At 27.2% G+C, this 15,987-nt stretch carries 12 protein-coding genes; 1 reads left to right on the top strand and 11 read right to left on the bottom strand.

What is annotated here, in order from left to right; genetic code table 4:
• The first annotated feature begins 31 nt into the window (after nt 1-31).
• Nucleotides 32-2,521, top strand: a complete 2,490-nt coding sequence (locus MFL_RS00800; RefSeq protein WP_011183055.1) for a lipoprotein — start codon at nt 32-34, stop codon at nt 2,519-2,521.
• 26 nt (nt 2,522-2,547) lie between these two features.
• Here MFL_RS00800 and MFL_RS00795 read toward each other — a convergent pair whose 3' ends face one another.
• The 11 genes from MFL_RS00795 to rpmJ form a co-directional block, all read right to left on the bottom strand.
• Nucleotides 2,548-5,088 carry a hypothetical protein gene (locus MFL_RS00795; protein WP_011183054.1) on the bottom strand — a complete coding sequence of 847 codons (2,541 nt, stop codon included), beginning with the start codon at nt 5,086-5,088 and terminating at the stop codon, nt 2,548-2,550.
• A 20-nt stretch (nt 5,089-5,108) separates the two neighbouring features.
• Nucleotides 5,109-9,398 (bottom strand): ABC transporter permease, encoded by a 4,290-nt coding sequence (locus tag MFL_RS00790; protein ID WP_011183053.1) that lies wholly within the window; start codon nt 9,396-9,398, stop codon nt 5,109-5,111.
• A 227-nt stretch (nt 9,399-9,625) separates the two neighbouring features.
• Nucleotides 9,626-10,381 (bottom strand): tRNA pseudouridine(38-40) synthase TruA, encoded by a 756-nt coding sequence (truA, locus tag MFL_RS00785; RefSeq protein ID WP_011183052.1) that lies wholly within the window; start codon nt 10,379-10,381, stop codon nt 9,626-9,628.
• Between the two features lie 9 nt (nt 10,382-10,390).
• Entirely contained in the window at nt 10,391-11,389 is a 999-nt protein-coding gene (locus tag MFL_RS00780) for an energy-coupling factor transporter transmembrane component T family protein (RefSeq protein WP_011183051.1), read from the bottom strand.
• Between the two features lies 1 nt (nt 11,390).
• Nucleotides 11,391-12,338 carry an energy-coupling factor transporter ATPase gene (locus MFL_RS00775; protein ID WP_011183050.1) on the bottom strand — a complete coding sequence of 316 codons (948 nt, stop codon included), beginning with the start codon at nt 12,336-12,338 and terminating at the stop codon, nt 11,391-11,393.
• Nucleotides 12,329-13,159, bottom strand: coding sequence for an energy-coupling factor transporter ATPase (locus MFL_RS00770; RefSeq protein WP_407635197.1), 831 nt, complete (start codon nt 13,157-13,159; stop codon nt 12,329-12,331). The genes MFL_RS00775 and MFL_RS00770 overlap by 10 nt, the downstream gene beginning before the upstream one ends.
• Nucleotides 13,160-13,650: 491 nt before the next feature.
• Complete coding sequence (rplQ, locus tag MFL_RS00765) at nt 13,651-14,010, bottom strand: 50S ribosomal protein L17 (protein WP_011183048.1); 360 nt, start codon at nt 14,008-14,010, stop codon at nt 13,651-13,653.
• Nucleotides 14,011-14,030: 20 nt separating this feature from the next.
• Nucleotides 14,031-14,984 carry a DNA-directed RNA polymerase subunit alpha gene (locus tag MFL_RS00760; RefSeq protein WP_011183047.1) on the bottom strand — a complete coding sequence of 318 codons (954 nt, stop codon included), beginning with the start codon at nt 14,982-14,984 and terminating at the stop codon, nt 14,031-14,033.
• A 25-nt stretch (nt 14,985-15,009) separates the two neighbouring features.
• Nucleotides 15,010-15,402 carry a 30S ribosomal protein S11 gene (gene rpsK, locus MFL_RS00755; protein WP_011183046.1) on the bottom strand — a complete coding sequence of 131 codons (393 nt, stop codon included), beginning with the start codon at nt 15,400-15,402 and terminating at the stop codon, nt 15,010-15,012.
• Between the two features lie 22 nt (nt 15,403-15,424).
• Entirely contained in the window at nt 15,425-15,790 is a 366-nt protein-coding gene (gene rpsM, locus MFL_RS00750; protein ID WP_011183045.1) for a 30S ribosomal protein S13, read from the bottom strand.
• A 57-nt stretch (nt 15,791-15,847) separates the two neighbouring features.
• Complete coding sequence (rpmJ, locus tag MFL_RS00745; protein ID WP_011183044.1) at nt 15,848-15,961, bottom strand: 50S ribosomal protein L36; 114 nt, start codon at nt 15,959-15,961, stop codon at nt 15,848-15,850.
• Nucleotides 15,962-15,987 lie beyond the last annotated feature (26 nt).

The raw sequence follows: 15,987 nt of genomic DNA, 5'->3' as shown, positions 1-15,987 counted from the left end.
AAAAGTGTAAAATTATTTTATTATGGTAGGAATGAAAAAATTAATTTCTTTGATTGGTGCAGCTTCATTAGCAACAACACCAGCAATGGCGGTAGTATCTTGTAAATATATAGATACAATTCAAAAAAGTATAGATAATAAATTAGCAGAAGTAATTTCTTCAACGTCTAATTATTTTAAAGGTGCTATTTTAGCCAATTCCGAAGATTACAATGGTCAATCAGTTGATAAATATATTTCTAAGTTAAAAGTTGGGGATTTAACAAGTAATTCAAAAGATACAACATCTATGGCTAAAATATTTGACACTTTCTTAGATACAAAACAATCAAGTGAATATATGAAAAATGAAGTATATAGCAAAGAAGAGTTCGATAGACCAGCTACTGGAAATGGTGCTAGTGAATTAATAAGCACTATCCAAAAAGCTTACAATGAGATTTATAAATTAATTGGTGTGAATTTCGATCCAACTTTATGAAATACTGCATTGCCTTTATTATTAGATTCATTAAAAGCTGATAATATTTCTTCAATTCAAAAAGTTATGCCTAAAATTTCAAGTAGTTTACAAATAATGAAAGACGTTAAAGTTACTAATTACAATGAATTAATTAAATTAGGTGTTGAAACTAATTTAGACTTAAAAATTTATTTCTCAAATGAATTGACTTCTTTTGTTGCTAACTTGTTTAGCGTTGAAATAGAAAAACCTTTTGTCATTAGTGAAAATAAAGATAATATAAATGAAAAATATTATGCACATAATTCTAGTGTTTGAAAATTAATAATTAAAAAAATGAACAGTAAGGATGCTGAGAAACCTGAAATTAATTTTACAAGTCAAAGCTTAGCTCTACTTATGAATGCCTTATTTGGAATAAACTGATATATTCAAAATTTTACAGCTGATGAATACAATTTACATTCTGATGAAATGCTGGATGATAATCACATATTTTCTACTGATAAAACTAACTTAGAAGTAATTCATCAAGTAAACTCTTCAAAAATTGACAAAGAAATTATTAACTCAACTAATGTAGATGGTTTAATGCAATTTATCTATGATTTATTTTCTGGTGAAAAAGATAAAGAATCTTTTAAACTACTTAGAACTTTTAAAATACTTTTCCAAGTTGATGATGATATAACTGTTAAAAATCAAAAACTTGATTTCAATACTAAAATAATTAAATTTGGAAGTAAAACATTAGATTTTAAAATTGGTGAATGAGGTTCAAATGGTAAAACAGAAAATGGAGCATTAAATACATTTTTAAGTTCTTCACTAGATGGTTTAGTGAAAGGATATACTGCTTCTTTTGATCCTGATGGTGGAATAATGGATTTCTTAAATTCTATTGGGATGGGTTCTGAACAAATAGGTGGAGTAGTTTCAGGTTTAATTAGTTCTATTTTAACAGGTATTGATATGGATCATTTCTTTGAAACATTTATAAAACAAATAGATGACTCATTAAAAAACTTGTTAGAATGATCATTCATAAAAAATAAACCTTTAGCAGAACAAATAACATCTATTCAAACATCTGTTAATACTAAAGTTAAACCAATAATTGATAGTTTGTTAAATTCTGAAGCTCCTTTTACAAATAAATTTTTAGGGTACTTAATTAATACAGACATAAGAAAATTAATGGAAATTTTCGGATTAGAAAATAGTTTACCTGTTCAATTACCAAAAATTTCATTAAAACAAATAATAGATATTCAATTAACAAAAACTTTAAAACTTAGCGATTTATTAAGACTAGGTGCAAAAGGGACAAGTTATTTAATTGCATTATTAGGTAAAGGTGTTGCTCCGAAAATAGTTAACATTGCAGATGCTTTCAATGATACTTCTCTTTTCTTAGATCCTGAATTTAAAATTGTAAATAGTAATAGCACTCTTCAAACTTTAGGTGAAATCAAAATATCACCAGAATTAATTTTTAAAAATGAAGAAGGTAAGGAATATACTTACATCTTAGCATTAGCTACAGCACTTTCTAGTAGAGATAATACAGGTATCAGTATTACAATACCAGGTGGTAATAAGTTTGGTTTAAAAACTACAAGAACTTTTACAAATAAAGATGGTCTTAAATGAATAATGGGTCTTGGAGTAGAACTTGATAATGGTGTAATTGACTATAATCAATTTAGACCAGGAACAATACTTTATTCTATTGGGACATTATGAAACGATGAAACTGGTAATTTGATTACTGGAATAATGTCAGGAATAAATGACATTTTAAAAACTATAGCAGATATTTTTGATAACAAACAAAATCAATCTTACTTAGAAGATTTAAATTACATTCATTATAAAACCAAATTGATTAGCTATGAAAACTTCAGAGATAGTAAAAAAGATAGTCACGTAACATATGAAATTAATTATAAAAATGGAATAGTTAATAATACATACGTTGTTAAACTATTACTTCCAAGTAGTGATCAAGAAGAAATAAATGTTAAATACCAAATTGAAGCCTTTTATAAAAAATAAAAATGCGAATTAATAACTCGCATTTTTTATATTCTGTTAAATGAATTTATTTTATATTTTGAATTTGTATTCTCTTTATAAACTGACACATTATATGTGTAATAAACATCTTTCTTAACTTTATACATTATCTTGTAATTTAAAACTTCTTGTTTAGAATCTTCTTGATAACTTACAAATTGTGTTGAGAATAAATCTTTATTTGATCAGTAATTCATTTTTTTATTTCTATTAAAAGTTATATCGCTCAAATTGTAATCAATATACTTTCTAGTCATTTTTACAGGTCATTGAATTATTTTAGATGTTAATCCATTTGTTAATAATTCATTTGCTCAATATAACAATGAATTATCATAATAATTCATTTCATCATAGTTTAGACCAAGAAGCATTTTTCATGCTTTATGACCATAAATTATTTCTTCAGAAGTACCATTTGAATTTTTTAAAGAAACACCTACAACTTTATTTTTTCCTTGTTCAGTATTAACAAAGCGCATCATAGATCAAACAATTGCTAGATCTGATGTTTTAGTGTTTCCCTCAAATACATCTTCAGGTTTATATCCAAGTAATTGTTCTAGTTCTAAAGTTGTAAGAGAGTCTTTATTTTCTTTATCTTTTACATAGAAATTATAATTTCTTGATACGTCATCACTTAATAGAGCTCCTAGAAGACCTAATGGTTTCATTATTTCAGATAAAGAAGTATTAATAAAGTTTAAACCACTTCATATCACATTTCCAACAGTTATTCCCATTACTCCCATATTCATAAATTCTAAAATTGATTTATTAGGAAGCGTTGAAGGTTCTCTAGGTGGATCAGTTTCAGCTGGTGGTGAAAATACATCCATAACATTACCTAAATAATCCATTAGTACATTTAATTTTGTTGAAACTAATTTTGTCATTGTATGATCAAAGGCATTGTCATTGGCCATTTTTTTAATTTCATCTAAATATTTACCAACGTCTGGTATTATACCACCAACTATTGTCACTAATGTACTTGTTGCTAATCCATAGAAAACATTTGTACTATTAGTATTGGCTAATGTTGCATTTAAAATATTTCCAATAACATAACCTAATGAATTTCTGTTAAGACCAACTAAAGTTAAAATAGTATCAATACTTTTAACATTATCAAGTAATTTAGAATTAGTTACACCAGCCATTGCTCCAATTAATAAAGCATTTAAACCATTATTAAAATTATTTCTTGTTCATGTTCCACCTATAAAACTTAAAAATATAGATAACTCAGATCCTCAATTATTTGTTGTTTTATCACCATTTTGGAATAAAATTTTTAAACCTCTATTAGATGTCATTCTATCTTTACTTATAAATACACTTTTGAATAAACTCAAAATTCCACTTAAACTATTTGATAAATCTGTTTTCTCAATAGTTTTTGTTCTTTGTTCATTAAAAATTGTCATATTTGATTTTGTTTCTGAAAATAAGTAATTATCATCACTTGGCATAACATAAACAGAATATTTATCATATGAACTAATATATCAAGAAATAGAATAAACAATATTAACAATTGATTGAAGATTCTTTGAATTCATTTCTATTTTTAATCCGTTGCCACTGTTAATTATGTGTTTTACTATTGATTGAATAAAATCAGTTTCTTGTTGTACAATGCTTCTTTCATCATATATTGAAAATTCTCTATTGTTTCCATTTGTTGTTGTATCTCAGCTTGTTTGACCTTTTGGAACATTTGAGCTATTTTTATTTTTTTGTGGTATTGCAACTTTTTTCATAGTATCTAAATCAAGTTCTTTTTTGACTATGTTATTTCATTTTGTTCTACCCCCTCATCCTGTAGATTGAGCAAAACTATCTCCTTCAAATCCGCTAGCTTCAGAAAGCAAGTTTCCTATACTTATTATTATAAAGTCTTGCAAATCTTGGAATGTATAGACATCATATTCATTATTTAATTTACTTAATGTTGGTATAGGAGTATTTTTAAAAGCTGCTATTCATTCAATATTTTTATTTAAATTTAAAATACTTTTATCTATACTTTTAGCATTAACCGCACCCACTAAACCTGTTCCAAAAGAAACATATGAAATTCAATTCAATAATTCGTTAACGCCTTCAGCCTTTAATCCATCATCATCAATTGAATTTTCTAATAAGCTTACACCTTTATCAGCTGCGCCAAATATAAGTTCTGATGTTGCATCTTCATTTTTATATTTATAATCTTTGTCTTTATAAATTTTATTTAAAGTTTTTTCAACTGATTTCATATCATATTTCTCAGCGTTAAAATTTGCATAACTTAAAGCACTATTAATATTGCTAATGTCACTTACTTTTTGATCATTTAATCAATTTGTTGTGACATCTGAATTTTGTTTTTGAGCATTAGTTATAATTGGTGCTTTAAATAAAACAGAAGTCTCATCGATTTTCTTTTGAATTTCTGAAGTTACTTGAGTTATTACTTGTTTTTGACCAACATTCAATAATGATACAGCCGGAGTTGCTCCAATAGTTAGAGCACTTAAACTTAATAATATTTTTTTCATAATTTAAATACCCTTTCTAATTAGAGGTCTGCATTTTGTAAAATTTGCACAGAGTTAGTTTTTGTTATTCGTTTGTAACCTGCGAAAATTGCTATTGCATAAATACCAACAATTCCTAAGAAAACTACAATTGGTAATCATATAGGGAATGCTATTGGTAAAACAACTCCGCTTAATAACATAATGTTTACAGCTTTTGCAAAAATGAATCATCCTGCTGCAAATCCCACAGCAAACATTGTTGATATAACAATTAGATACATTCCCATTACTGTTTTAACAACATAAGCATCATGATATCCTAAGACCCTCATTGTTGAAATAAACCTTATGTTGTCAGTAATAATAATTGATGTTGTTAGTAAAATAATTACAAATGTTAACGATAGTATTAAGACAATGGCTATTGCAATTAATAATAAAATCAATTGTGATATTTCTTCTAACATATCTTTTGATAAATCAATAGGTAATATTCATTCTACAGTTCCAATACCACTACCATCAAATGCTGCGTGAGTAGCACTGAATTTAGCTTCCATTCCATTTAGCGCTGTTGGAGAATAGTCTCCAAATGCTGTTGAAACACTCATAACTGTATTGTAATCAGCAACATCAGTTTTGTTAGAATACTTATAATTGAAAACTGGATATTGATTTTCAAATATTTTAAGAATCAATTCACCTAACGCTTTTTCATCATTATTTTGTGGATGTTCAATAAATTTGTTTTTAAATAAATCTAAATCATCTAGACCATTCTTTGTTAAATCTAAACCTTTAATTTTATTGTAAATTTTTAACTCTTCTTGATCTTTATCTTCAATAATTATTTTATTGTTGAATTGATCAAGTGTTGAATATCCAAACTGTGTATTTCATTGTTTTGCAAAGAAATTTTTTCACAAGTAGTTTTCAACTTCATCATATTTAAGAATAGATTTTGCATCATCATTTTTTATTCATGCTTGAGCTGATCCATATCCTTCATGAATTCCAACAATTTTAAATTTTGTATTTGTTGTTTTATCAGCAATGATTGTGTCACCGTTTAATACAGAATTGTAATATTCAGTTGGTTTAGAAATGCTTGTCATAAAGTTAATTGCATTTTTATCGTCTAAATCAGGTCTTGTTACTAATATATTTGAACCTAAATTGTTTGTTCTTGAATTTTGTTTAAATCCATCAGTTCCGTTTCATAAACTGCTTGTATCTCAATCATTTAATTTATAAGGAACTATTTCACCTTTTGATGCATCTTGTAATTCGTTTTGAATAACATTGAAATCTACTTCTTGACCTTCTTTAAGATTTAAAGTTTTAGCTAGTGTTTCATTAATAACGATTCCATTTGTTTCTTTAAAATTAAATAATTCTTCCATTAAATTATTATTGTTAGAATCTCTTAAATCTAAAAATCTATCATCATTATCGATTCCATAAATTTTAAAGTTTTTACCATCTTTTTCAGCTTGGATTTTTGTTCCTAAAGCTTCTTGACTAGGATCATATGAAACTAAGTTGAAAGCCATTGAGTAATTTTTATCATTTGATTTAAATGCATTAATCAATGTTTGTTTAACAGAATACGGAGGTCTTGAGAAAGCTGATTGAATAATTGCTTGATCAACACGATTATTGAATAAGAATGTAAATCATTCTCACATATCTGTGATAGCTTCTATTGCTTTATCTTTATCATTTTCTTCAGCCATTTTATCGAAGTTTAGACCTAAATAATAATCATTAGTTGATTCTTCAGTATTGTGTTCTGATGCAATTCTAAATGAACCTATTCCTGTGTAATTTGAATTAGTTAATTTAAATTTATTGTTTTGATTTGTTTGATTTTCATATTCAATTTTACCTGTTTCAGCTTTTAATAATGTTTTTAACATATCCTCATTATTTAATAGATACATATTTGCTAAGTTACCATTTGATGAATTAAATACATTTATTTTAGAATGTTCACTCATTTTAATTCATTCTTCATCGCTTATTTTTTTAGTACCATAATCACTTCTAAAATCATTGCTTATAGATAAACCAATTGATTCAGAATATTTAGCATAGAAAGTTTGCATCGCAGCTCCTGCTTCATACATTGTTTTTGCTGAATTAATTTCACTAAATAAATTTTGGTAATCAAATCATTGTTTTAAAATGATAGGGGAAATCATTTTTCCTAATATATCTGAATTACTTGCGGCAGGCACACCATATTTAGATAATTGTCTGAAGTAGTTACTATCAAATATTGAACCTTCTAAATTTAAAAGTTTCATATTTGCTAATGATAATTCAATAAGGTTTGGAATTGCATATTCATCATCACTTGATGCAGTAAATAAGTTTTGAATAAAAATTGAATAGTATTTCTCACTTATTTCATTATTAAAGTAATCAGTCATGATTTGATCATAATCAAAATCACCATTGTCTCTTAAAGCTAAACTTGTTCATCCACCAGCTGTTTTTGAGTAAACCATTTCATCTTGTTTAGTTGAAGGGTTAAATGTTTTAGCGAAGGTTAGGGGGTTATTATAACTTGGCTGAGCATATTCAACTATTTGTTTATATTTAACACCAGTATAAGTTGCTTTTTCATTTCTTTTTAAAATATCTGGAGCAGCAAACGAAACTGTAAATAACATTGATGAAAGTAATACTACAAAACCAATTGCCATCATTTTTCCAAAAGCATCTACTAATAAAGCTTTTCTTAATTTTGAACCAAATGATTTTCTAAAATGAATACTTCTTAATTTAGCTTTAAATGCACTAGCTTTTTGATTAAAAGTTGCAGTAATTAAGCTTAATGATGATTTACGCATTAACATTGTAGCTATGACAAATGATATCGCTGATAAAATAAATCACATAACTCCAATCATTAATACTAATGTAATTCAATCAAAATCAAATTTTGAATAATTAAGTGAGAAATAACTGGCAAATTCATTAGTTAGAGTATTTGAAACGCTTATTGAAACAATATATCCCAATAATCCACCAATTGTTGAGGCAATTACAGGTAACATAACAAAATTATAAACAAGTATACGTTTTCTATATCCTAATGCTTTTAATGTACCTAATTGTTTTGAGGCTTTTTCAATTTGTTTTTTTGTAACAAGTGATATTGTATATAAACATACAAATAAAATTAAAATAAATATTACAAAGGCTGCTATATTATAAGTTCGAATAGTTTTTTGAATTAAAAGAATTCTTTTACTAAATCTGTAGCTTGAATCTTCTTTTCCATAAACTATTTTATTATTTGAATTTCTTCTAATTAATTCTTTCAAGTCACTTTCAAATTGTTCTAAACCTGTACTTTTAGCTTTTTTAGCGTCTTTAAATTTAATTGAATAAAACGATTCAATTTCTACATTTGAAGAAACTGTTAAATTACCATTTTGGTTTAGGTTATATTCATATAAATTTGATTCTTGATTGTACTTTAATCCAAATGCTGTTGGGTTAACATAAATCATTACTTCTTTGTTACGGCTTGGTAATGTAGTTGACGCATTAAAGATTGGCGACATAAAATCAGCTGAACTACCAAATCCTACAACTTGAAATCACTGATAGTTTGAATAGTAAATATTATATTTACCATCAATTGCATCAATTTCAGTTCCTGTAGCTTCAATTTCTTTTATATCACTAGCTACTTGTTTATTGTCAGAATCTCTAACTAATAAAGAATTTCCTAAGTTATCAGCTTGTATTCTAATAACATCGCCTAATTTAATACCATTATTTTTTGCATAGTTTGGATCAATTACAACTTGGTGATGAGTTTGTATGTCTTCACCTTCAAAAATAACTAATTTATCTACTTCTTGGTTACTAAAATTATTTTCTTGAGAAGTTTTAGTAATTGCTTTAATTGTTAAGTCATTACCATTTTGTTTTACTTGAGAAAATTCTCTAGCTTCTGTTCTAGATCACTCAAATTGTAAGTCACTTGATTCTTCAAAATATTTCTCTTGTAATTTATATATTCAGTATTGTTGAGCTGCAACAAGGTTCTTTGGTGCTTCTTCAGTTTCTTCACTTTCCCCAGTTGCTACTTTATCATAAGGGTTTAAATCAATAACAGCATCATGAACTCTTGAATTTTCATTCATTTCTTTATATTTTTCAATAACACGAACGTTCATTGAAACAACTAATGTTAAAACTAAAGACAGTAAAAAAGCTAAAACAGTAACACCTATTAATTGTGTTTTACTTTTAGTCGCATTTTTAAATGAGTTTTTTAACATCAAATAAATTTTTTTAAAATGCATAATTAATACCTTCCCTTTAGAATTAAAATGTATTTATATAATTTTATCAAATTAATGAAAAAAAAGACACAATTGTGTCTTTTTTAGAGGGTGCGGTTGTGATGAACTCATAAATAAATCGTTTTCCTTCTTTGCCTAAGCTTATTCAAAAACATACGATTATTTTATCAGTGCATTACTTATGTGATATTGTTTTAACAACACCCTTAACATAATAATACACTATTTTATGATTTAAAAACTATTTTGTTTAATTTAAGTCCCTTTGCAGGAGCATTGAAAGGCGGTTTGTTACCCTTCCCTTGTAGTTTTTCTTTTATTTCATCTGCACTTATTTTTTTATTTAAATAACAATTAAGGGCTGACTGCACAATCATTCTTATTTGATATCTAATAAATCCCTTGGCTTTAAAAGTTATAACAACTTTATCAAGTGCTCTTTTTACATCAATAGATTCAATTTCTCTAATTGTTGTAATTTTGTTACTGTCTAACTCTTTATGATTTAATCCAGAAAATAATTTAAATTCATGTTCACCAATAAATAAATTAAATATATTTTGTAGCTTATCAATATCTATTTCTTCAAAATCTCAATTAAGTTCAAACCTATTTGATAGTATATTATATTCCTTATCATTTATAGTATAAGAATATTCTTTATACAAAACATCTCTTATATTGAAGTCTTGTTTAACTTCTTCTATTGAACGAACTTTAATAGTTTCAGGTAAAGCCTTATTTATTGCTTTTTTAAATAAATCAAGTTTTGGATTAAAACCTAAATCTAATAAAACTTTTTGGTCAATCGCATGTACTCCTGTATCAGTTTTACTAGCTCCTATTGTTTTAAAAACTGCATTTTTAGTTACCCTATTAATAGCTTTATTAAGTTCTCCTTGAATTGTAGAAGTTTTTGGCTGTTCTATTCATCCATGAAAATCTGAACCATCATATTCTAAAGTTATTAAAAATTTAAACATTATTATATTTTAATTTCTAATTCCAATAATTGTGTCAAGTCTTGGGAAACTAATGTGTCATAATCCTAAAACATTAACTGAATACAGAATTAAAAATAACATTAATGCAAAAGCAAATAATAATAGAACTAAATCCATTGCTCTAAATTTAAATTGTATGTATCTTGTTCTTTTTGAATAAGGATCATATCCTCTTGCTTCCATTGCATAAGATAAGTCTTCTGCTTTTTGGAACGCTGATACTAATAACGGAATAATCAATGATGTTAAACCCTTAACTTTATCTTTTAATTTACCATTCTTAACATCAATTCCTCTTGAAGATTGAGCTTTCATAATTCTTCCTGCTTCATCAATTAAAGTAGGTATCATACGTAATGCAATAGAAATAATCATTGATAAAATGTAAACTGGTATTCCAATTCATTTTAATGGGTATAATAAATCTTCTATTGCCAATGTTAATTGTAATGGTGAAGTGGATGCTGTAAGTATACAAGTTAATGAAATCATTAAATAAATTCTAAATGTCATTATTAATGCATTATATAAAGCTTTCTCACTGAATCAAACAGGTCCTATTTTATAAAATAAACCTATATTTTGATATCCATCAGGCATTGATGATAAATTGCTTGAACTAACTAAAAATTGTCCAGTAACAGCTCCACCAGAAATTTTGTTTGCTCATACTCCACTAACTTGATTATTCTTAGCTAAAAAATATTCTAAAATACTTGAATCTGGGTGTGTTAGAAAAGCATTCATTAAAAATATTACAAAGAAGACAAATAATACAGGTGGTAATAATCCAAGTAACATTCTAAAGCTTAGTTTAGACAGTGCAAAAATTGTAAGTATAACAACTGCACATATAATGTAACCTGTAAAACCAATAGGTAAGAAAATACTTACCATCAATAAAATGATCATTACTAATTTAAATCTAGGATCCATTGCATGAATAATAGAATTTTTTGGTAAATATCTACCGAATGTTACTCTCATATTATTTCCCCTTTCTTACTTCTTTAAATGCTTTTGCAAATTCATCAATTGTTCTAATATTTTTATTTAATAAATCTGTTCCTTTTTCTTTTAGTTTATACATAAGTTTGTATAATTTTGGTGGTTCAATTTGTATTTTTGATAATAATTCTTGGTTAGAGAATATTTCAAATGGTGACCCTTTTGAAATAACTTTTCCTTCATGCATAACTATTACTTCGTCAGCAACTTTTAAAACTTGATCCATATTATGAGTAACCATAATAATTCTTTTTCCTTGATTTTTATTTAATCTTAAAAATAAGTTCATGAAGTCTTCTTCACCTTTTGGGTCTAATCCACCTGTTGGTTCATCAAGAACTAATGTTTTACCATCCATTGCAATAATTCCGGCAATAGCAGTTCTTCTTTTTTGTCCACCTGATAATTCAAAAGGTGATCTTTTAGCATATTCTCTTGGTAAAGAAACTAAATCTAATAGTTCAGGTATTTTTTTATAAACTTCTTCTTTGTCAGCACCTAAATGAATAGGACCAAAAGCTATATCTTTTTCAATTGTATCTTGGAATAATTGATATTCTGGAAATTGAAATACAAGTCCAACTTCTCTTCTTAAATCTTTAACTTCCTTAATTTTTTTAAGCCCTGCTGGGATTTTATAATCTCCAACAATTGTTTGACCTGTTTCAGAAATTAATAATCCATTAGTTAATTGAATCATTGTTGATTTCCCAGAACCAGTTGTACCAATAACACAAGTTATCTTTTTATCAGAGATTGTTAAATCTGCATTATCAAGTGCTCTAAATTCAAAAGGAGTCTTTTTTGAATATGTATAGCTTACATTATCTAAAATAATATCACCAGTAAATGAAAATGATTTAATAGATTTTTTTTCTTCATTTCATTTTTTTAGATTTTGTTTGATTTCTTTTTTATTTATTTGCATAACTGTTTCACCAACTCATCCATATTTTGACTATGTTTTACTTTAATTCCTTCATTGCCTAAGGCTTCTTCAACTAAAGATAAAAATGGTATTTCTAATTTAATTGATCTTAAAAATTCTTTTTCTTTAAGAACTTCTTCTGGTTTACCAATTTTAACCATACGACCACCATTCATAACTATAACTTTATCTGCGTTAAGAATTTCATCCATGTCGTGAGTAATAGAAATAATTGTTTTTTTCATTTTATCTCTAAGTTCAACCATTATTTCTTTAATTTCTCTATTTCCTTTTGGATCAAGCATACTTGTTGCTTCATCAAAAATTAATATATCTGGATTTAGAGCAAGCGCACTAGCAATAGCCACACGTTGTTTTTGACCACCAGATAAGTTTAATGGTTCTTTATCTAAGAAATTTTCCATTCCAACTTTTTTAGCTGAATCATAAATTATTTTTTGCATTTCTTTTGGATTAACACGTTTATTTTCTAATCCAAATGCAATATCAGCTTCTACACTAGAACCTATAAATTGATTATCAGGGTTTTGGAAAACAATACCTAAAAATTTACGTGCTTGATCTAAATTATCTTGAGTAACTACATTACCATATATACTTACGTGTCCTTCTTGAGCAGAAAGCACACCTATAAGCATTTTTGAAAGAGTTGACTTACCACTTCCATTGTGTCCAATAACAGCAACATATTCACCATCATTAATTTCAAAACTAACGTCATTTAAAGCATAAGGAAAATCAGGAGCATATTTAAATTTTAAGTTTTCCACTTTAATTGCAACCTTATCAAGTTTAGTTAATTGAGCACCTCTACCATGATCTTTAACAGAATCTCTGGCTTCTCTTTTTAAGTTTTTAGCTTCAATTAATTCTTCTTTAGCTTGTTCTAAAATAACAGAACTATTTTTTCTTGTTGTTGAGTTATAAATTTTTGTAATGTTCTTTAAATTTTCTGAAAAAGACTTATCTTGGCAAATTGCTTTAAAAGCTTTCTTTGCTTTTATTGATTTGTTTTTATATTCAACTAATTCTTCCTTTGAAATTTTGCCTTGCTTTTCAGCTTCTTTAAATTTAAAGAAATTATTATTAGCTTCTAACATTTCAATATACTTGGCATGCAATTTAATCTTAAAGTCATTAAGATCTTGACTAGTCAATTTTGTAGTTTTGAATTTTTTCAATGAATCCATGGTGATATCCCCCTGTTTAAAATTTGTTTATAATAATTATAAATTAAAATAGATAAAATAGATAAAAAAAATAAGGCATATTAACCTTAATTTTTTTATTACTAAACTAATTCAATAATTACCATTGGTGCATTATCACCTTTACGGTTATCTAATTTTAAGATACGTGTGTAACCACCGTCTCTATCTTTATATTTTTTAGCGATAGTTGTAAATAATTTTTGTAAAACATCTTCTTTTGAACTTGCTTCAATGTTTCTTAATCATGAAGCAGCTTGACGTCTAGCGTGTAAATCGCCACGCTTTGCTAAAGTAACCATTTTATCTAAATGTTTTCTTAATTCTTTAGCTCTTGTTTCAGTAATTTCTAAACGTTCTGAAACAATTAATTCACTAGTTAAGTTACGCATTAAAGCTACTCTTCATGCAGTATTCTTACCTTGTTTTTGAATATATGACATATATTTACCTCCTTATAATCTTAATTTTGTTTGAATGTTAATTCTAAAGCCGCAACTTTATCTTTAATTTCTTTTAATGACTTACGTCCTAAGTTTCTAATATCTTGAATTTCATCTTCAGTTTTAGAAACTAATTCTCTTAATGTACTGATTCCAGCACGTTTTAAGCAGTTTAAACTTCTTTGAGTAAACTCTAATTCTTCAACAGGTTTGTCTAACTCTTTTTCTTCAACAGTTTCAACACCCATAATTGCAACTTCTTCTACTTCTTCAGCTAAAGTAGTGAATACATCAAAGTGTGAAATTAGAATTTTTGATGCTAATGAAACAGCATCTGATGCTAAGATTGATCCATCTGTTTCTACTTCTAAGATTAATTTTTCAAAATCTTGCGCTTTACCTAAGTTGATTGGAGTTGATCCATAAGCAACTTTGATAATTGGTGAGTAGTTTGAATCGATTGTAATCATTCCTGGTACTACATCTTTTAATTCTTTATTTTCTTTGAAAGTTTTGTAACCTCTTGAGTTTTTAGCATATAATACTAAATCTAAATTACCACCTTCAGCAACGTTTGCAATAACTAGGTCTTTATTTAAAACCTCTACTCCTGCTGGTAAAACTAAACTTCCTGCAGTAACCGGACCAATTGTAGATGTACCTACTTTTAGTTCAACAGTTTCGTCGTCATTGTAAATCGCGCTATCAATTCTTAAAATTAATTTTTTAACGTTAAGAACTATACGAGTTACATTTTCTTCAATACCTGAGATTGAAGTAAATTCGTGTTGTGCTCCTGCAATTTTAATTGCGAAAACACTTGCTCCCGGTGTTGATGATAATAATGTTCTTCTTAATGCATTACCTAAAGTTACAGCAAATCCTCTTTCAAGAGGAGCTGCTTCAAACTTACCGTAAAATTTATTTGGTGATTCTTTTACAATTCCGAATTCTGGTTTATTAAATTGTTTCATTCGCTAAAACTCCTTTGTTCTATAATTATTTTCTTGGACGTTTTTTAGGACGAACTCCATTATGAGGGATTGGTGTACAATCCTTAATTGAAGTTACTTCCATTCCAACGATTGTTAATGCTCTAACAGCAGCATCACGACCTGGACCTGGACCTTTTACTTCAACTTGAACTGATTTAACACCTTGATCCATTGCACCTTTAGCAGCTGCTTCTGAAATCATTTGCGCAGCATAAGGTGTAGATTTTTTAGAACCTTTGAACCCGATTGCTCCAGCACTTGATCAAGAAAGTACGTTTCCTTTTTCATCACTAATAGTAACAATTGTATTGTTAAAAGTAGAGTGAATATGAGCGATACCTTTTGGGATATTTTTCTTAATACGTTTTTTTGTATTATTTGTTTTTGGTTTTGCCATTTTTGTAATCTCCTTCTACCTTCTATTTTTTCTTGTTAGCTACAGTTTTTCTTGGACCTTTAACAGTTCTTGCGTTTGTTTTTGAAGATTGCCCTCTTACAGGTAATCCTTTACGGTGTCTTAATCCTCTGTAACATCCTATTTCCATTAAACGTTTAATGTTTAATGATACTTCTCTACGTAATTCCCCTTCAACTTTGAAGTTTGAAATTTCTGTAGAAATTGCTTTAATTTGTTCTTCAGTTAAATCTCTTGTACGAACATCTTCACTGATGTTTAATTTAGATAAAACTTTTTGAGATGTTGATAATCCAATACCATAAATATATGTTAATGAAATTACAACTCTTTTTTCGTTTGGGATTTCTACTCCACTAATACGAGCCATATCTCTAATTCCTTTCTTAAATAAAATTTATTTTTAATAATTTTATATTTAGACTAATTAACCTTGTCTTTGTTTGTGCTTTGGTTGTGCACAAATAATCATTACGCGGCCTTTACGTCTAATAACACGACATTTGTCGCAAATTTTTTTGACTGATGATCTTACTTTCATCTGTAACCTCCGTATTTGTTCTTTTG

Origin of the sequence: Mesoplasma florum L1 (genome assembly GCF_000008305.1) — a bacterium.
In the GTDB taxonomy this organism is placed as follows: domain Bacteria; phylum Bacillota_I; class Bacilli_A; order Mycoplasmatales; family Mycoplasmataceae; genus Mesoplasma; species Mesoplasma florum.
This window is presented reverse-complemented; position numbering and strand designations above follow the sequence as displayed.